This is a genomic window from Pseudomonas sp. NCCP-436 (genome assembly GCF_019656335.1).
GTDB lineage: Bacteria > Pseudomonadota > Gammaproteobacteria > Pseudomonadales > Pseudomonadaceae > Aquipseudomonas.
The window spans coordinates 1-17,302 of record NZ_BPLZ01000017.1 but is presented as its reverse complement, the minus strand read 5'-3'; the positions used below and the strand labels follow the sequence as shown (position 1 = coordinate 17,302).

Below are 17,302 nucleotides of genomic sequence, written 5' to 3'. Positions count from 1 at the left end.
CCGATGGCCGGGAGATTTCTGCTTCCGCCAGACCGAATCAATGCCGACGACCAGAAACAGGTCTCGTCGAAACCGAAATCAAATAACAGGCCGCGCAGCCTTGCTGCGTACCCAAACCTACGAGGGCAGCCCATGAGCACCATTGGCCATCTGATCAACGGCGAGCACGTCACCTGCGGCGGACGTACCGCGCCGGTGTACAACCCGTCCACTGGCGAGTCGAACCTGCAGGTCGAGCTGGCCGACCGCGCCACCATGCAAAAGGCCATCGACGTGGCCAAGGCGGCCTTCCCGGCCTGGCGCAACACCCCGCCGGCCAAGCGCGCGCAGATCATGTTCCGCTTCAAGCAGCTGCTGGAGCAGAACGAGCAGAAGATCGCCGAGCTGATCAGCGCCGAGCACGGCAAGACCATCGAGGACGCCGTCGGTGAACTCAAGCGCGGTATCGAGAACGTAGAATTCGCCTGCGCCGCCCCGGAAATTCTCAAGGGTGAATACAGCCGCAATGTCGGCCCGAACATCGATGCCTGGACCGACCTGCAGCCCATCGGCGTGGTAGCCGGCATCACCCCGTTCAACTTCCCCGCCATGGTGCCGCTGTGGATGTATCCGCTGGCCATCGTCTGCGGTAACTGCTTCATCCTCAAACCGTCCGAGCGTGATCCAAGCTCGACCCTGTTTATCGCTGAGCTGCTGCTCGAAGCCGGCCTGCCCAAGGGCGTGATCAGCGTGGTCAACGGTGACAAGGACGCGGTCGATGCGCTGATCGAAGCGCCCGAGGTCAAGGCCCTGAGCTTCGTCGGCTCGACCCCGATCGCCGAGTACATCTACAGCGAAGGCACCAAGCGTGGCAAGCGTGTGCAGGCGCTGGGCGGTGCCAAGAACCACGCCGTGCTGATGCCAGATGCCGATCTGGACAACGCCGTCAGCGCGCTGATGGGTGCGGCCTACGGCTCGTGCGGCGAGCGCTGCATGGCCATCTCGGTAGCCGTGTGCGTGGGCGATCAGATCGCCGATGCGCTGGTGGAGAAGATCGTTCCGCAGATCCAGGCGCTGAAGATCGGTGCCGGCACCTCCTGCGGCCTGGACATGGGCCCGCTGGTTACCGCGCAGGCGCGTGACAAGGTCAAGGGCTACATCGACGCCGGCGTCGAGCAGGGCGCCAAGCTGGTGGTCGACGGTCGCGGCCTGGTGGTCCCGGGCAATGAGAACGGTTTCTTCGTCGGCGGCACGCTGTTCGACAACGTGACCCCGGAGATGACCATCTACACCGACGAAATCTTCGGCCCGGTACTGTGCATCGTCCGTGTCGGCAGCCTGGAAGAAGCCATGCAGCTGATCAACGATCACGAGTACGGCAACGGCACCTGCATCTTCACCCGTGACGGTGAAGCCGCGCGCCTGTTCTGCGACCAGATCGAAGTGGGCATGGTGGGCGTGAACGTACCGTTGCCGGTACCGGTGAGCTACCACAGCTTCGGCGGCTGGAAGCGCTCGCTGTTCGGCGACCTGCACGCCTACGGCCCGGACGGTGTGCGTTTCTACACTCGTAAGAAGGCCATCACCCAGCGCTGGCCGGCGCGCAAGAGCCATGAGGCGGCCCAGTTCGCTTTCCCCAGCAATGGTTGAGGCTGGTTGAAAGGCTGAATGAAAAGGCCGGTCGCAAGACCGGCCTTTTCTCTATTCATCACTACTGCTCGCCCTTCAATGCTCCGCTTAGCCCGAACATCAGCAGCAACAGGTTGCTGTCAGGCTTGGCTGTGCCAGCGGGTTTCCGATGTGGCTGGTTGTCGCTGCATTCAGATGCGGGGGTGCAGTCGTGGGTTTCCAGTATCCGTGGGCCAGGCTGGTGCCACGCCGCGCTGGCAATGGCTGTCACGCCCAGTGCCACGGCGAGGAACAAACCTCTTGCCATTTCTGATTTCATTGCGCTAACCCTTTGAAAGTCAGGCCCGATGTATTGGTTAAAGCTAGTTCAGTCAGGCCGCCAGCGTCTTTTCATGCGACGAATGGTTCGTGGGCTGCCGGCGAGGTGGGAATGAGACCGGCAACCAGAGTGTTGGTTCGATAGCAACCTCGAACTTTCAGCCTGATCGCCGTTGCACCTGCTGCAACGGCTGATCAAGGGTCAGCGTGTGGAGATTTTCAGCCCATCAGCGCCTGCGGCGAACACCTGGCGGTAGCCCTGCAAAACGTTCTGCCAGTCTGCGTCGCTCCAGCACTGGCTGTGGCGGCGCAGCTGCGGCAGGTCATGACGGGCGGCCTGTCGCCGGGTGAGGCGTTGGCGGCTTTTTTCCAGATCCAGCAGGGCGGCTTGGGGGCTTGCTCCGTCTACCCGGACGAACACATGCTTGGTATACAGACAGCCATGCTGCCAGCGGCCCAGGTGCATGCGGGCCAAGACTCGGCCTACCTGCTGTAGCAGTTCGGTGTGCGTCGCTTCGCTGCAGGACTCGCGTCCGCCCTGCGCATACCAGTCTTCGATATTCATGAATCCGGCCAGCTCGGCGGTGACAAGGACGCCTCGCAGGCCCTGTTCGGCGTGGCGCTCGACGCCGCAATAGACCAGCTTGGGAACTGGTACACCGAGTGCATCAAGTGCCAATAAGGCCCGACGTTCACGCAGTATGGTGGGGCGGCCCAGTGGGTGCAGCAGACTGCGGTAGATATGCCCGATCTGGCGTTTGGCGTAGAGCACACCTTCTGGCCTGTTCAGGCGCTGGACGCCGCTTTCGCCGCTGCGGCGGACGTTGGGCTCTTCCACCCAGTCGCCGTGCTGCTGCCACCAGTACTGGAATTCATGTTCAGGTTTGGAAAGGGAGGGGGGCGGATACGGTGTCATATTGTTCTTCTTGTTGAATTCTATGTGCGCCTTTCCGGCGCGTGAGCAATTAAGGGGGCAGGCGCAAGCTAAGGTAAATGCCATTACATCGTCTAGTGGCAAAAGGACTTCATTAGGTGGCTATGGCCTGCATGGAGCAATCAGGCTTGAGTGTTCATGGTATGGGATCAGCGGCTTCGGCGTGGTGAAAAGGCCAGCCAGGTCAGCAGTGGGTAGCAGAGGTAGTGCAGGGTAAACAGCAGTACGCCCATGGGGCTGGGTGTGTCCTGTAGCGTCATCATCAGCAACAGGCCGGCATAGAGCAACCCGAGACCTCCGCCATAAAGGAAGGTCAGGCGCCAGCGCTCACCTTTCTCTGGTGCCCGCCCCTCGCGCCACTTGAAGACCAGCAACAGGCCGATGGCAATCGCACTGGCGATCAGCAGGGTGGTGAACAGGCCGCCGAGGCGCACGAAGGTGCGCAACAGCAGGTTGAGCACGATCGCTGCGGCAATCGCGAACAGGGCGTAGTGGCGCATGCGGACGACGGCTTTCACAGGCGTTCCGTGAGGCCGAAGCGCCTGCTCAGCAATCGCTCCAGCAGGGCTCGTGGCAGCAATGTCGCCAGCAGTGGCAGCGTGCGACTGCCGTTGCCCAGGCGCAGCAGGCGCGGACGTCTATCGCTTTGTACCGCTGTCAGCAGTTGATGGGCCAGATGCCGGGCTGGAGTGGGGTTGTCCTGCGAGGCGCGAGCCCGGGCACGGATGCCCTCGCGCAGGGGCCACCAGGGAGAATCCTCACGGATCAGTTGTTCTGCCTCGCGGCTGGCGTTGGCGCCAAAGCTGGAGGCGATGGCGCCGGGTTGTACCTCCATTACCTCGATGGCGAAGGGGGCCAGCTCCAGACGCAGGGCGTCGGACAGTGCATGCAGAGCCGCCTTGGAAGCGCAGTAGGCACCCGCAAAGGGCGTAACCAGCACTGCCGAGATGCTGCCGATATTGACCACCAGGCCACGTTTGCGTCTCAGCAGAGGGAAGCAGGCGCGGGTCAGGCCGACGACGGCGAATACGTTGGTCTCGAACTGCCGGCGCAGGGCTTCGACACCGCCGTCGAGCAACGGCCCCATGGCACCATAGCCGGCGTTGTTGATCAGCACGTCGAGGCCATCGAGCTGGTCTTCCAGACGGGCTATCAGTGCGGTTATGCCTTCGGCATCGTTAACGTCCAGCTGAGCTGCGTGGAAACCGGCCTGTTGCAGCTGAGCCACATCTTCCGGTCGGCGGGCGGTTGCCCATACCGTGTAGCCGGCGGAGGCAAATGCCTCGGCCAGGGCGCGGCCGATTCCACTGGAGCATCCGGTGATGAGAACGCTGGGCTGGGGCATGGTGACCTTTCCTGTAAACGGGAACTCAGAGTAGCAGGCCGGGTACTGCGGGCGTAGCGCCTGTCAGCGTACGAAACGGCCCTGCAGACGTTCGGCGCGAAACTCCAGGGTGGCCGGTCGGTAGCCGCTGCGCAGATCCGGCAGCGGCATGCATTCGTGCCAGTTGGTGCCCGGCAGCAGCTCGCCCGGGCCGCTGTAGCGCGGTGATTCGTACAGGCGCAGGGCCAGGTTGGCGGATTGGCCCGGAAGGTAGGCAGCCACTTCCCAGCGCAGCTCCTGCAGTGCGGCTCTGCTGCCGTTGCTCAGACTGACTGCCAAGGGCCGGTCAGCAGGACATTGCTGCGGATCGTAGCGCAGACGCAGTTCGAGGTGAGCCAGATCGCGCTCATCACGGCTCTCCTGCCACAGCACCCAGGTAGCTATCAGACCGAGTCCGGCCACGGCTGCCATCGACACTGGCAGGGCCTTGGCCGGGTAGCGGAGCAGCAGGATCAGCCAGGTGAGTACGAGCGCAACGCCGAAGAGCATGAGGTTCCCCCGCTTGGACAGATGCCGTCATCCTACACAAGGCAGCTGTCCGGGGTAACTGCAGCAGGGCTTCGTTCAGTCCTGCGGCTCGTCACGCAGGAATACCAGGCTGTCGGGCCCTGACTGCTCGGCCGAATAGCGGTATCCCTGGTAGTTGAAGTCCTTGAGACCGGCCGGATCGCGCAGGCGTTCCTTGATCACGTAGCGGGCCATCAGGCCGCGGGCCTTTTTGGCGTAGAAGCTGATGATCTTGTACTGGCCGTTTTTCAGGTCACGGAACTCGGTGTCGATCACGCGGGCATTGAGTGCCTTGCGCCGGACTGCACCGAAGTACTCGTTGGAAGCCAGGTTGAGCAGCACGTCATCACCCTGAGCGACCAGCGCCTCGTTGAGCCAGCCGCTGATGCGTTCGCCCCAAAAGGCATAGAGATCCTTGCCACGGGTGTTGGCCAGGCGGGTACCCATTTCCAGGCGGTAGGGCTGCATCAGATCCAGCGGGCGCAGGATGCCATACAGGCCGGAGAGCATGCGCAGGTGCTGCTGGGCGAAGTCGAAGTCATGCTCGGAGAAGTCCTCGGCGTTCAGTCCGGTATAGACGTCGCCCTTAAATGCCAATAGTGCCTGCTTGGCATTGGCGGGAGTGAAGTCCGGATGCCAGCTGCCAAAACGGGCGGCATTGAGTCCGGCAAGTTTGTCCGACAGTTTCATCAGCTCGGCGATCTGCGCCGGTGTCAGTTCGCGCAACTGTTCGATCAACTGCTGGGCATGATCGAGGTACTCGGGAAGCGTAAAGCGCGGCGTGACGGGAGGGGTGTCGTAGTCGAGGGTCTTGGCCGGTGAAATCACCATCAGCATCGGTACAGTCTCCAGAAGGCATGGCGGCGATTCTAGAAGCTGGGGTCGGTTAAGACTACCTATTGGGGCGATTGAGTGGACGGCTGCAGCATTGCCGCGCAGCGTCAGAGGAGATGGGTACGGGGACGCAGAGGCGTAACTTCGGACTTTATCGATGTCATGCGGGCCTGCCAAGGGCAGATCGTCATGCCGCTAAATAAACCGCGGCAATGGGAAAAAAACGTTTGTCTGTCATGGGAAATGGAGTAATAACAGGACAAGACCGCCGAAACCTGCAGACAGGTGGCGGCCACTGGCCACTAACTTGTTTGCAGCTTCTTAAGCTACGGCTCGGGAAATCGGCGGCCTCAGTACGGCGCAGCGGCGCCGCCCGGCTACTACAAGAAGGTGACCGAGTATGGATGACACCGGACGCTCCAAGCCCACCGCTCCAACCCTCTACGCTCTCGACACCAACGTCCTGATCCACGACCCCAACGCCTTGCTCAATTTCGAAGAACACCACGTTGCCATTCCGATGACGGTGCTGGAGGAACTCGACAAGCTGAAAACCGGGAAACACGGTGTTGCCGCCGAATGTCGTCAGGCCATCCGGCTGATCGACCAGATCCTCGCCGGTGCGGCGCCGGAGGAGGTCGAGCGCGGCGTGCCCATTCAGCGTGGCAAGAGCGGGCCGTGCGGGAAACTGTCGATCCTGATGAGCAAGAGCGCCACGCCAGTCACCTGGTTGCCGGAGGACCTCAACGACAACCGCATCATCAACCAGTTGGTGGAGCTCAATACGCGCAATCCGGGGTTGTCGGTGGTGCTGGTGACCAAGGACATCAACATGCGCCTGAAGGCGCGGGCCTGTGGCATAGAGTCCGAGGACTACCACACTGACCAGTTGGTGGACGACGTTTCGCTGCTGTCGAAGGGCTATCACGAGCTGCCCGGCTCGTTCTGGGACCGGGTAAGCAAGGTGGAAACCCGCCAGGATCATGGGCGTACCTGGCATCGCGTGCAGCTTGCCGATGCGTTGCCGGCAGTACACATCAACGAGTTCATCCTCGACGAGCAAGGCTTCGTCGGCTGGATCAAGGCAGTCAAGGGCGATGATCTGGTGATTCTCGACATGCATCAGGAGCCGCTGATGCATCAGGAAGCCTGGGGCCTGAAGCCGCGTGATATTCATCAGGCGCTGGCGCTGTTCGCGTTGCTCGACCCGGACATCCATCTGGTCAACCTGTCCGGTGCGGCCGGTTCCGGCAAGACCATCCTGGCGCTGGCCGCAGCCATCGAGCAGACCATGGTAAGCAAGCGTTACCGGCGCATCATCGCTACCCGCAGCGTGCAGAACCTCGATCAGGAAATCGGCTTTCTACCGGGGACCGAGGCGGAGAAAATGGAGCCCTGGCTCGGCGCCATCACGGATAACCTGGAAGCCCTGCACATGGATGACGAGAGTACCCATGGCAGCGTCGACTACATCCTGCAACGGGTGCCGTTGCAGTTCAAATCACTCAACTACATCCGCGGGCGCAGTTTCCAGCAGAGTCTGATCCTCATTGATGAATGTCAGAACCTTACCCCGCACCAGATGAAGACCATCATCACCCGTGCTGGCGCCGGCTCCAAGGTGGTGTGTCTGGGTAACCTGGCACAGATCGATACGCCCTATCTGTCGGCGCCCAGCTCGGGCCTGACCTACCTGACCGAGCGTTTCAAGGATTTCCCTCACGGGGTGCATGTCACGCTGCAGGGTGTTCCGCGCTCGATTCTTGCCGAGTACGCTGAAACCCACCTGTAATGTTTCCTGCAGATTGCGTCTCCCGGTTTCGTGCCGGGAGGCGTGCTTATGCCTGCCAAAAGTTGACCGGCGGGTTTACAATCGGCCGATTCCCGTCAGGAGTAATCCCGTGCTGACCCATCTCGATTCTCAAGGCCGTGCGCACATGGTTGATGTCACCGACAAGGCTGCCACCTTCCGCGAGGCCGTTGCCGAAGCGCGCGTGCGCATGTTGCCGACCACCCTGCAGATGATCGTGGCTGGCGAGCATCCCAAGGGCGATGTGTTCGCCGTGGCTCGCATCGCCGGCATTCAGGCGGCGAAGAAGACCAGCGAACTGATTCCGCTGTGCCATCCGCTACTGCTGACCGGTGTCAAGGTCGAGCTTAGCGCCGAGGGTGAGGATGCCGTGCGTATCGTCGCGCGTTGCAAACTGTCCGGGCAGACCGGGGTCGAGATGGAAGCGTTGACTGCAGCCAGCGTCGCTGCGCTGACCATCTATGACATGTGCAAGGCGGTTGACCGAGGCATGCTCATCGAGCAGGTGCGTCTGCTGGAAAAGCTCGGTGGCAAGAGCGGCCACTACAAGGTGGAGGAAATGGCATGATTCGTGTGCAGTATTTCGCCCGCTATCGCGAGGTACTTGGGTGTGACGAAGAACAGCTCAGTGGCGATTTCGCTAGCCTTGATGATTTGCGCGTGCATCTGGTTGCCCGTGGCGGTGTCTGGGAGGTGCTTGCCGAGCAGAATCTGATGTGCGCCCGCAACCAGGAGTTGTGCGGCCTCGATGAGCCGCTGGCCGAGGACGACGAGGTGGCCTTTTTTCCCACTGTTACCGGTGGCTGATAGTTGTCGGCGTGTTCCTTCCTTTATCCAGCACAGCGAGCGAGTCATGAACATCCGCGTCCAGATCCAGCCCTTCGACCCCGGTGCCGAGCTTAACGTGCTGCACGCCGCCAACCTTGGCATTGGCGCAGTGGTGAGCTTTGTCGGCTATGTCCGGGACTTCAACGAGGGGCACGAGATCGGCGGGATGTTCCTCGAACATTTTCCCGGCATGACCGAGAAGTCCCTGGCCAGGATCGCAGAGGAGGCGCGCGAACGCTGGCCGCTACTGGGCATCGAGATCATTCACCGCATCGGCCGGCTGGAGCCGGGCGAGCCGATTGTCTTCGTCGGTACCAGCAGTGCGCACCGCCAGGCGGCGTTCGATGCCTGCAACTTCATTATGGATTATCTCAAGACCCGTGCTCCGTTCTGGAAGAAGGAGGACACTCCAGATGGCCCGCGCTGGGTCGAAGGGCGCGACAGCGATCAGAGTGCCGCCCGGCGCTGGCTGCAAGATTGATTCCGGCTTAGTTCAGCGTCAGATGGATGTGCAGGGCGATCGGCACCAGCATCAGTAGTACGCCTAGGCCGAGCAGCCCCACGCCCCATTCGTATCTGCGGTAATTGAAGCCGATACCGAGCATGAGAAAGCCTCCGACCAGTAGCGCCAGCATCAGGTGATAGTGTTCCATTGGGCATCCCCCATCAGTTGTGTCTGCAAGACTAGCCCCTTCGCCTGAAGGCCGTGCTGATCTGGCGCAAGTGTGACCTGATTGGCGAACCATATCGGCTCGATTGGTCGCTGTAAGGCATCGGCAGCTGTCGCATACTGGCCGGCAGTCATCGTCAAGGATCGTCCATGCGCCTGTTCTCCACTTTCTCCCTGCTTGCCAGCCTGTTGATGGCCACCTCGCTGATGGCTGCCGAGCGCAGCTTTACCATTTTGCACACCAATGACTGGCAATCGCGCCTGCTCGGCTTTGGTCCGAACAATGAGTACAGTCCGGCCAGTACCGATGATGACGACACCGTCGGTGGTATCGCCCGTCTGGCCACTCTGTTGGCCGAGCGGCGGACAGCGGCCGGTGAGCAGCCACTGCTGTTGCTCGACGGTGGCGACTTCACCATGGGGACGCTGTTTCATACCGTAGCCCGCGAGATGGGCAGCGAACTGCAACTGATGACCGAGCTGGGCTACGACGCTACGGTGATCGGTAACCATGAGTTCGATTTCCGCCCGGCCGGCCTCGCTGCAATGATCGGCGCTGCGCACCGGGCCAAGGGTGATCTGGTACCACTGCTGTCGAGCAACATGCGCTTTGATGCCGCCAGCAAGGCTGACGACAGTCTGCAGGCACAGTTCGACGCCGGACGTATACAGCCGTACCGCCTGATCGAGCGTGGCGGCATTCGTTTCGGTCTGTTCGGTCTGCTGGGTGAGAACGCTGTGGCGGTCAGCCCGATGATCAAGCCAGTGACCTTCGCCGATCCTGTAGCCAGCGCCCGGGAAATGGTCGCCCGGTTACGTGAGGAGGGCGCCGAGGTGGTGATCCTGCTATCGCACATGGGGGTGACTCAGCAAACCGATGGCAGCTGGCGCGGTGAAGAAGTGGAGTTGGTCGAACAGGTGCCGGGCATCGACATTGTCGTCGGTGGCCACTCCCATGTCGCATTGCCGCAGCCGGTGCTGGTCAACGGTCGAACGCCGGTGGTGCAGGCCGGTTCGGAAATCCAGTATCTGGGCGAGTTGCGCATGATTCTGGGGGAGGATGGAGTGCCACGTGTGCGCGATTACCGTCTGCATCCGATCAACGACAGTATTCGCGGCGATGAGACTGTCACCACGCAGGTCGAGGATTTCAAGCAAGTGGTCAGTGAGCACATGCTGGAGCCCAGGGGCTATCTCTTCGATCAGCCGCTGGCCCGGGTGGATCAGAGTCTGGGGCGAGACTTCAATGAGCACACGCTGGCCAATCTGGTTACCGATGCGCTGCGTCATGCGGTGGATGCTGATCTGGCCTTCACCGGCAATGGCACCATTCGTGATGACCTGCTCAAGGGGCGCCAGGGCATCCAGGACGTTTCGGATCTGTTCCGTATCGCCCCGCTGGGTATCGGCCATTTCGACGACGAGCCGGGTTATCCGCTGATCAAGGCCTATGTTACATCCCGCGAGATCAAGGCCTTGCTGGAGGTTCTGCTGCTGGCCTATCAGGTGCATGACAGCGATAGCTACTACCCGCGGGTTTCCGGTCTGCGCTTTACCTACAACCCCTGGCGCGTGCCGTTCGACCGGGTCAGCCGCATCGAGATCGGTGACGAGCAGCGTGGTTACCGCGAGCTGGATCTGGACGACGGGCGTCTGTACAGCATCGCAGCCACCAGCTATGTCGGCAGCTTCACCTGGCTGGTGCCGGAGCTGACCAAGGGGTTGCTGGACGTGGTACCGAAGGATGCCGAAGGACGGGTGCTGCCGAGCATCGAGGAGGCCATTGTCGATCAGGACCCGCATGCCGACGGCGTGCAGGAACTCAAGGAATGGCAGGCGCTGCTCGATCATATCCGTAGCCTGCCTGATCTTGACGGTGACGGCCTGGCGGATATCCCAACCAGCGGAGCGGCCGCTGAGCCCCGTATGATTCGCGCTCCCAGTCTGCACCCTGGTGAGCTGTTCCGTCTGGCCGGGCCGCTGCAGTGGGGGGGCTGCGTGCTTCTCCTGAGCGCGACTTTGTTGCTGTTGTGGCTGGTGCTGAGGTTAACGCGCCGTCTTCGTTAAGCAGTGCTTGCGTGCCGGAACGGGCCGTGCCGCAGGCCCTGATCCGGCTTGGAACTTGCCAAGGCCTGCCTGCCCCCCGTATGGTGGCTTTGCCACCTGAGCCGTTTTGGCCATGTACGCTCCGCACTCTTCGCGTGCTGTTTGTGTCCGTTCGGCCAGATTTCCGCAAGCCATCCGTTCTGTCCTATGAATCTCTCTCATCACTCGCGCCGTCTGGCGCTATTCGGCCTTATACTGGCCAATCTGTGCTGGTCCGGTAATGCCCTTGTGGCGCGGGCCTTTGCTGGTGAAATCGCGCCTTTCACCCTGTCGTTCTGGCGATGGCTGCTGGCCCTGGTGCTACTGCTGCCATTCGTTGCAAGGCCGCTGTGGCTGCACCGTCAGGCTTTGTGTCATGCCGGCTGGCGTCTGCTACTGCTCGGTGGACTGGGCATCGCCGGCTACAACTCGCTGCTCTACAGTGCGGCGCAGACGACTGCAGCGATCAACATCTCGCTGGTCAATACCTGTCTGCCTCTGGTGACCTTCATTGGCGCCGGATTGCTGCTCAAGGAGTGGCCGGCGCGCCGCGCATGGTGGGGCATGCTGGTGGCGGTGGCCGGTCTTTTGGTGCTTATCAGTTACGGTCAGTGGAGCCGGCTGGCCAGTCTGTCATTCAATCAGGGCGACTTGATCATGCTGCTGGCTGTACTGGTTTGGGCGCTGTACACGGTGCTGCAGCGGCGCTGGGTCAGTTACCTGCAGCCGATTCCAGGCTTGGCGCTGCTCGGGGCCTTCATTCTGCTGGGCGTGCCGTTGATCCTGCCGTTCTACCTGTACGAACTGAGTCAGGGGGAGACGCTGGCAGTCAATGTTGCAAATCTTTCGGCCATTGCCTATACAGCCGTATTTGCCTCGTTGCTGGCCTATCTGGCATGGAATCACGGTATTCGTGTGATCGGCGCCGCTCGTGCCGCGCTGACCAACTACCTGATGCCGGTATTCACTGCCCTGCTGGGGTGGCTGCTGCTGGGCGAAAGTCTGCAGATCTATCACTGGCTGGGCGCAGCCATGATCTTTGGTGGCCTGCTGTTGGCTACTAGGCCGGGGCGTGGAATCTAGCAGTTGTAGGAAAACTTGCCCGGCGACGAGCCAATCAGGCAAAGCGGCGAAGAGGCGGAGTATTAAAGGAGCATTCTGGGCCGGTTTTTAACAACGCCAGCGAACATCGGCATCTTCCTTTCTAAGGCTCCGGTGGTTTACGGCTGACACATATCGTGGCCCAGCACTTGCGAGGCCAGAGCTTTGGCGAGGTAGGTTTCCACGATCCGGCCGTCGGTGCAGGTGGTTTTGTGACCCATGGCTATCCCGGCGGAAAGCAGGACGAACAGAGTCAGGCCCAGATGCTGGATATTGGTCATATCGAATACTCCGTGACTGAACTTCGCGCAGGATGAAGAGCCGCTGCGCAGATGACAAGCATCTACCAACATGCTGGGTATTCCTGCTGAGCTGATGGGGGCGCTCAGCGCTGGCGGTTCCAGAAGGCCGCGATCAGCGGATCCTTCAGGCGTTTTTCCAGAGCGAACAGGCCGATGTCGTAAGGTGCCAGTGGCGGCTGGATGTCGTAGAGGCGGATGCGTGCGGCCAGCGGGCTGTTGTCCAGCACGATCTGCGGCACCACACCGATGCCGAATCCCAGACTGACCATGCTGACGATGGCCTCGTTGCCGCTGACCTGAGCGTAGATGCGCGGCTTGATGTTGTGGCTTTTCAGCCAGCGATCCGTGCGCTGGCGAGCAAGACCTTCCTCAGAGAGAATCATCGGTACGTCCTTCCAGCTTTCCGCCCCCGGATGCCGGAGCTGCTCCTCATGCAGCAGATGCGGTGACTGCGGGCCGATCAGGCGCAGTTCCGAACGGGTGATGGACTGGAATTCGATACCGGCAGGGAGATGGTCGGGGCGCGCGCCGATGGACAGATCCTCCAGACCTTGCTGGACGCGTTCGACTGCCTTGGCCGGATCGCCTGTGTGCAACTTCATCTCGATGCGCGGGTAGTCCTGACGAAAGCTGCTGAGAATGTCGTAGAGGAAGCTGTAGCTGGCGGTCACCGAGCAGTACAGCGAGAGTTCGCCATGCAGGTGTGCCTGATCCTGCATGAAGCTCTGGCGGATGGCCTGCCAGCCGTTCATCACTTCGCTGGCGTACTCGCGAAAGCGCAGGCCTTCTCGGGTCAGTCGCACCGAGCGGTTATCCCGCACAAACAGGGTAACGCCCAGTTCGTCTTCCAGTTGCTTGATGCTGCGGCTCAGGGCCGAGGGGCTGACGTGCTGCTCACGACTGGTGCGGCCGAAGTGCAGGTTGTCCGCAAGGGAAAGGAAAAGACGCAGAGCGTGACTGTTCATTAGGGTTTCGATTATCGGCACGTTGTGTTGCAAATATATCATTTTACGCAACAGGCCGTATCCCTTAAGGTGGCTCTGTCGCGGTGCCAGCACCCACTTCATTCCGATTGAAAGAGTCACGAACATGAAAGTTTATTACGACAAAGATTGCGACCTCTCCATCATCCAGGGCAAGAAAGTCGCCATCATCGGCTATGGCTCCCAGGGCCATGCCCACGCCTGCAACCTGAAGGATTCCGGCGTTGACGTGACCGTTGGTCTGCGTGCCGGTTCGTCCTCCATTGTCAAGGCTGAGAACCATGGCCTGAAGGTTGCTGACGTGGCCACCGCGGTTGCCCAGGCCGACCTGGTCATGGTGCTGACCCCCGACGAGTTCCAAGGCAAGCTGTACCGCGAGGAGCTGGAGCCGAACCTGAAGAAGGGCGCGACCCTGGCCTTTGCTCACGGTTTCTCCATCCATTACAACCAGGTCGTTCCGCGCGCCGACCTCGACGTGATCATGATCGCGCCGAAAGCCCCGGGCCATACCGTACGCTCCGAGTTCGTCAAGGGTGGCGGCATCCCGGATCTGATCGCGGTCTACCAGGATGCTTCCGGCAACGCCAAGAACGTTGCTCTGTCTTACGCTTGCGGCGTCGGTGGCGGCCGTACCGGTATCATCGAGACTACCTTCAAGGATGAGACTGAAACCGACCTGTTCGGTGAGCAGGCTGTTCTCTGCGGTGGTTGCGTGGAACTGGTCAAGGCCGGCTTTGAGACTCTGGTTGAAGCTGGTTACGCTCCGGAAATGGCCTACTTCGAGTGTCTGCACGAGCTGAAGCTGATCGTCGATCTGATGTTCGAAGGCGGCATCGCCAACATGAACTACTCGATCTCCAACAACGCCGAGTACGGTGAGTACGTAACCGGTCCGGAAGTGATCAACGAGCAGTCCCGCGCCGCCATGCGCAATGCTCTGAAGCGCATCCAGAACGGTGAGTACGCCAAGATGTTCATCACTGAAGGCGCTGCCAACTACCCGTCGATGACCGCCTATCGCCGCAACAATGCCGCTCACGGCATCGAGGTGGTTGGTGAGAAGCTGCGCGCCATGATGCCGTGGATCGCCGCCAACAAGATCGTCGACAAGACCAAGAACTAAGGTTCTCAGGTGTGAAAGAACGCGGCTTAAGGCCGCGTTTTTTCATTCTGGGGTTAGGGTTCTGGTATAAAGCCAGCTTGCAAGACGGCGAACCCGTTTCGTCCGGCCTTGTCGAAATTCGTCAAATCCGCAGCAAGGTGTTGTTCATGAGCGAAGGTTCTGAGGGTCAGAAATCAGCAGACGAAACTACGGAGAGTCTACTGCCGATCGATGAGCACATAGAGGAAGGGCAGGACGCCGAGGGGCGCAAGGTTCGTCATCGCGGCATCTACCTGTTGCCCAACCTGTTTACGACCGCCAACCTCTTTGCCGGGTTTTATTCCATCATCAACGCGATGAACGGCAATTTCTATGTGGCCGCCGCTGCAGTGTTTGTGGCCATGGTGCTCGATAGTCTGGATGGTCGCGTGGCACGTCTGACCAACACGCAGAGCGCCTTCGGTGCCGAGTACGACTCGCTCTCGGACATGGTTGCCTTCGGCGTGGCACCAGCGCTGCTGGCCTTTGAGTGGGCGTTGGGCAGCATGGGCAAGGTCGGCTGGATGGTCGCCTTTATCTACGTGGCGGGCGCGGCTCTGCGTCTGGCTCGTTTCAATACGCAGATCGGCAGCGTCGACAAGCGCTACTTCATCGGTCTGGCCAGTCCAGCTGCGGCCGGAGTGGTGGCGGGCACGGTCTGGGCCTTCAGCGATTTCGGCATCAAGGGCTCAAACATGGCCTTTGTCGTAGCCCTGCTGGTTGCCGCCGCCGGCTGCCTGATGGTCAGCAACATCAAGTACTACAGCTTCAAGGATCTTGATCTGAAGGGGCGTGTGCCATTCGTAGCGATTCTCGTGGTGGTGCTGATCTTTGCCGTGGTGTTCAGTGACCCGCCGCGCATCCTGCTGCTGATCTTCCTGGCTTACGCTGTGTCCGGGCCTGTTCAGTACCTGCTGCAATTGCGCCGCCGTAAAACCGTCTGACGTTGTAATTTCTCCTGTACTCCGTGGTCTAGAGTTCGTTCCGCGAACTCTAGACCACGGAGTTGCCATGTTTATTCGAGTTCTTTCTTCTTCTCGGGCCCTGGAGTCCGAAGTCACCCCCGAATCCATTTATTTGTCCCGTCGCAAGCTGATGCAGGGGTCATTGGCGCTGGCGGCCATGATGGCTATGCCTGCCTGGGCTGGTGCCGGGACTCAGGGTGTATACCGTGATGTTGATCCTGCCAGGGCGCCTGACTGGTTTGAGGAGAAGCTGGCGGCCGCGCGTTGGCAGGCGGTTACGGCTGGCGGCGAAAGCATCACCCCATTCAAGGATGCTACGCATTACAACAACTTCTATGAGTTCGGTGCGGGGAAGGGGGAGCCGGCAGCCAATGCCGGCAGGCTACAGATCGAACCCTGGAGCGTCATGATTGATGGCGAGGTGGGTAAGCCGGGGCGCTATTCCATCGAGGATTTGGTCAAACCGCATGCTTTTGAAGAGCGCATCTACCGGCTGCGCTGTGTGGAGGCCTGGTCCATGGTCATACCCTGGTTGGGGTTTCCTTTGGCTAGCTTGCTCAGGCAGGTTGAACCGACCTCTGCCGCTCACTACGTCCGTTTTGAGACCTTGGTCGATCGTGAGCATATGCCGGGACAGCGCTCGGGCTTCTCGCTGATAGATTGGCCTTATGTCGAGGGCTTGCGTCTCGATGAGGCAATGCATCCTCTGGCTTTCATGGCCGTCGGCATGTACGGGCGCGTTCTGCCGAATCAGAACGGCGCGCCATTGCGCCTTGTGGTGCCCTGGAAATATGGCTTCAAGAGCATCAAGTCCATCGTTCGAATCAGTCTGGTAGCCGAAGCGCCCAGAACAACCTGGGAGCGTATTGCGCCTAACGAATATGGCTTCTTTGCCAACGTCAATCCGCAGGTGGACCATCCGCGCTGGTCGCAGGCCACCGAGCGGCGCCTGCCCAGTGGCTTGTTCAGTCCGAATGTGATCGATACCCGGATGTTCAATGGTTATGAGGAGGTTGCCGATCTCTACGCCGGCATGGATCTGGCGAGGTACTACTGATGCGTTACAGGCTCTGGCGCCTCGGCGTGTTTCTGGCGGCATCGGTTCCACCGCTTTACTGGCTGTACCGTGCCGTCTTCAGTCTGCTGGGGCCTGATCCGGGCAAGGTGCTGGTGGACAACCTGGGGCTCGGTGCCCTGATTCTTCTGTTGATCACCTTAGGGATGACGCCGCTGCAGCAACTGACCCGCTGGGGAGGCTGGATCGCCGTGCGGCGTCAGCTGGGGTTGTGGTGCTTCGCCTATGCCGCTCTGCATCTGTCCTGTTATGTGTTGTTTATCGCCGGGCTGCGGCTGGACCTGGTGTTACGCGATCTTTCCGAACGCCCCTACATCATTGTGGGGGCGCTGGCCTTTGTCGGACTACTGGTGCTGGCTGTCACCTCGAACCGCTTCAGTATCAGAAAGCTGGGCTGTAAGTGGAAGGCACTGCATCGCCTGGTTTACGCGATCCTGCTGCTGGCTTTGTTGCATATGCTTTGGGTGGTGCGGGCTGATCTGGGGGGGTGGCTCGCTTATGCGTTGATCGGTGGCGGGTTACTGCTGATGCGTCTCTCCGCTGTCGCGGGCGCATTACAGAGAGTGGGCGTCCTTTTTCGAGAAAATCCAAAGAAAATTGAAATATAAGCTTGACGCGCATTCTGCTGGATGTAGAATGCGCGCCACTTCAGCGATGAAGCGCTTCAAAAACTTCTTGTTAATCAACAAGTTAAGTTGAATGAAGGGTTTGCGGATCTGAAGTTGGCGTGTAGGATGCGCCGGCCGGTGGGTGGTGA

Annotated in this window: 20 protein-coding genes; 11 read left to right on the top strand and 9 right to left on the bottom strand. The window is 60.6% G+C overall.

All coding sequences use genetic code 11. The features are described from left to right. Positions 1-132 precede the first annotated feature (132 nt). Complete coding sequence (locus tag NCCP436_RS15355; protein ID WP_220804844.1) at positions 133-1,629, top strand: CoA-acylating methylmalonate-semialdehyde dehydrogenase; 1,497 nt, start codon at positions 133-135, stop codon at positions 1,627-1,629. A gap of 61 nt (positions 1,630-1,690) precedes the next feature. Here NCCP436_RS15355 and NCCP436_RS15350 read toward each other — a convergent pair whose 3' ends face one another. The 6 genes from NCCP436_RS15350 to yaaA all read right to left on the bottom strand — a co-directional run bounded on the left by NCCP436_RS15350 (position 1,691) and on the right by yaaA (position 5,588). After that, positions 1,691-1,915 carry a hypothetical protein gene (locus tag NCCP436_RS15350; RefSeq protein WP_309295064.1) on the bottom strand — a complete coding sequence of 75 codons (225 nt, stop codon included), beginning with the start codon at positions 1,913-1,915 and terminating at the stop codon, positions 1,691-1,693. A 213-nt stretch (positions 1,916-2,128) separates the two neighbouring features. Beyond that, positions 2,129-2,842 carry a lipopolysaccharide kinase InaA family protein gene (locus tag NCCP436_RS15345; protein ID WP_220804842.1) on the bottom strand — a complete coding sequence of 238 codons (714 nt, stop codon included), beginning with the start codon at positions 2,840-2,842 and terminating at the stop codon, positions 2,129-2,131. Positions 2,843-3,009: 167 nt separating this feature from the next. Then, positions 3,010-3,360, bottom strand: coding sequence for a hypothetical protein (locus NCCP436_RS15340; protein WP_375709502.1), 351 nt, complete (start codon positions 3,358-3,360; stop codon positions 3,010-3,012). Between the two features lie 14 nt (positions 3,361-3,374). Beyond that, entirely contained in the window at positions 3,375-4,205 is an 831-nt protein-coding gene (locus NCCP436_RS15335; protein WP_220804840.1) for an SDR family oxidoreductase, read from the bottom strand. Positions 4,206-4,268: 63 nt separating this feature from the next. Continuing rightward, entirely contained in the window at positions 4,269-4,733 is a 465-nt protein-coding gene (locus NCCP436_RS15330; protein WP_220804839.1) for a multidrug transporter, read from the bottom strand. A 75-nt stretch (positions 4,734-4,808) separates the two neighbouring features. Beyond that, entirely contained in the window at positions 4,809-5,588 is a 780-nt protein-coding gene (gene yaaA, locus NCCP436_RS15325; protein ID WP_220804838.1) for a peroxide stress protein YaaA, read from the bottom strand. Between the two features lie 397 nt (positions 5,589-5,985). Here yaaA and NCCP436_RS15320 point away from each other — a divergent pair, with 397 nt between their 5' ends. The 4 genes from NCCP436_RS15320 to moaE all read left to right on the top strand — a co-directional run bounded on the left by NCCP436_RS15320 (position 5,986) and on the right by moaE (position 8,704). Further along, positions 5,986-7,377 (top strand): PhoH family protein, encoded by a 1,392-nt coding sequence (locus tag NCCP436_RS15320; protein ID WP_220804837.1) that lies wholly within the window; start codon positions 5,986-5,988, stop codon positions 7,375-7,377. Positions 7,378-7,486: 109 nt separating this feature from the next. Beyond that, entirely contained in the window at positions 7,487-7,963 is a 477-nt protein-coding gene (gene moaC / locus NCCP436_RS15315) for a cyclic pyranopterin monophosphate synthase MoaC (RefSeq protein ID WP_220804836.1), read from the top strand. Then, positions 7,960-8,202, top strand: a complete 243-nt coding sequence (locus tag NCCP436_RS15310) for a MoaD/ThiS family protein (protein ID WP_220804835.1) — start codon at positions 7,960-7,962, stop codon at positions 8,200-8,202. Before moaC ends, NCCP436_RS15310 begins: the two co-directional genes overlap by 4 nt. Positions 8,203-8,248: 46 nt before the next feature. Beyond that, complete coding sequence (gene moaE, locus NCCP436_RS15305; RefSeq protein WP_220804834.1) at positions 8,249-8,704, top strand: molybdopterin synthase catalytic subunit MoaE; 456 nt, start codon at positions 8,249-8,251, stop codon at positions 8,702-8,704. A 7-nt stretch (positions 8,705-8,711) separates the two neighbouring features. On the opposite strand, the gene NCCP436_RS15300 is transcribed toward moaE, so the two are convergent. Then, on the bottom strand, positions 8,712-8,876 hold the full coding sequence (locus tag NCCP436_RS15300) for a hypothetical protein (protein ID WP_220804833.1): 165 nt from the start codon (positions 8,874-8,876) through the stop codon (positions 8,712-8,714). Between the two features lie 167 nt (positions 8,877-9,043). On the opposite strand from NCCP436_RS15300, the gene NCCP436_RS15295 reads away from it, so the two are divergent. Next, positions 9,044-10,960 carry a bifunctional UDP-sugar hydrolase/5'-nucleotidase gene (locus tag NCCP436_RS15295; protein WP_220804832.1) on the top strand — a complete coding sequence of 639 codons (1,917 nt, stop codon included), beginning with the start codon at positions 9,044-9,046 and terminating at the stop codon, positions 10,958-10,960. A gap of 186 nt (positions 10,961-11,146) precedes the next feature. Beyond that, positions 11,147-12,061 (top strand): DMT family transporter, encoded by a 915-nt coding sequence (locus tag NCCP436_RS15290; protein WP_220804831.1) that lies wholly within the window; start codon positions 11,147-11,149, stop codon positions 12,059-12,061. A 137-nt stretch (positions 12,062-12,198) separates the two neighbouring features. On the opposite strand, the gene NCCP436_RS15285 is transcribed toward NCCP436_RS15290, so the two are convergent. Continuing rightward, positions 12,199-12,432, bottom strand: a complete 234-nt coding sequence (locus NCCP436_RS15285; RefSeq protein ID WP_220804885.1) for a hypothetical protein — start codon at positions 12,430-12,432, stop codon at positions 12,199-12,201. Positions 12,433-12,464: 32 nt separating this feature from the next. After that, positions 12,465-13,346 (bottom strand): HTH-type transcriptional activator IlvY, encoded by an 882-nt coding sequence (gene ilvY, locus NCCP436_RS15280; protein WP_220804830.1) that lies wholly within the window; start codon positions 13,344-13,346, stop codon positions 12,465-12,467. 124 nt (positions 13,347-13,470) lie between these two features. Here ilvY and ilvC point away from each other — a divergent pair, with 124 nt between their 5' ends. The 4 genes from ilvC to msrQ all read left to right on the top strand — a co-directional run bounded on the left by ilvC (position 13,471) and on the right by msrQ (position 17,153). Beyond that, on the top strand, positions 13,471-14,487 hold the full coding sequence (gene ilvC, locus NCCP436_RS15275; protein ID WP_220804829.1) for a ketol-acid reductoisomerase: 1,017 nt from the start codon (positions 13,471-13,473) through the stop codon (positions 14,485-14,487). Positions 14,488-14,633: 146 nt separating this feature from the next. Further along, positions 14,634-15,449: a CDP-diacylglycerol--serine O-phosphatidyltransferase gene (gene pssA, locus NCCP436_RS15270; RefSeq protein ID WP_220804828.1), complete on the top strand. Its 816-nt coding sequence runs from the start codon at positions 14,634-14,636 to the stop codon at positions 15,447-15,449. A gap of 67 nt (positions 15,450-15,516) precedes the next feature. Next, complete coding sequence (gene msrP, locus NCCP436_RS15265) at positions 15,517-16,527, top strand: protein-methionine-sulfoxide reductase catalytic subunit MsrP (RefSeq protein WP_220804827.1); 1,011 nt, start codon at positions 15,517-15,519, stop codon at positions 16,525-16,527. Continuing rightward, positions 16,527-17,153, top strand: a complete 627-nt coding sequence (gene msrQ, locus NCCP436_RS15260; RefSeq protein WP_220804826.1) for a protein-methionine-sulfoxide reductase heme-binding subunit MsrQ — start codon at positions 16,527-16,529, stop codon at positions 17,151-17,153. Before msrP ends, msrQ begins: the two co-directional genes overlap by 1 nt. The last annotated feature ends 149 nt before the right edge of the window (positions 17,154-17,302 follow it).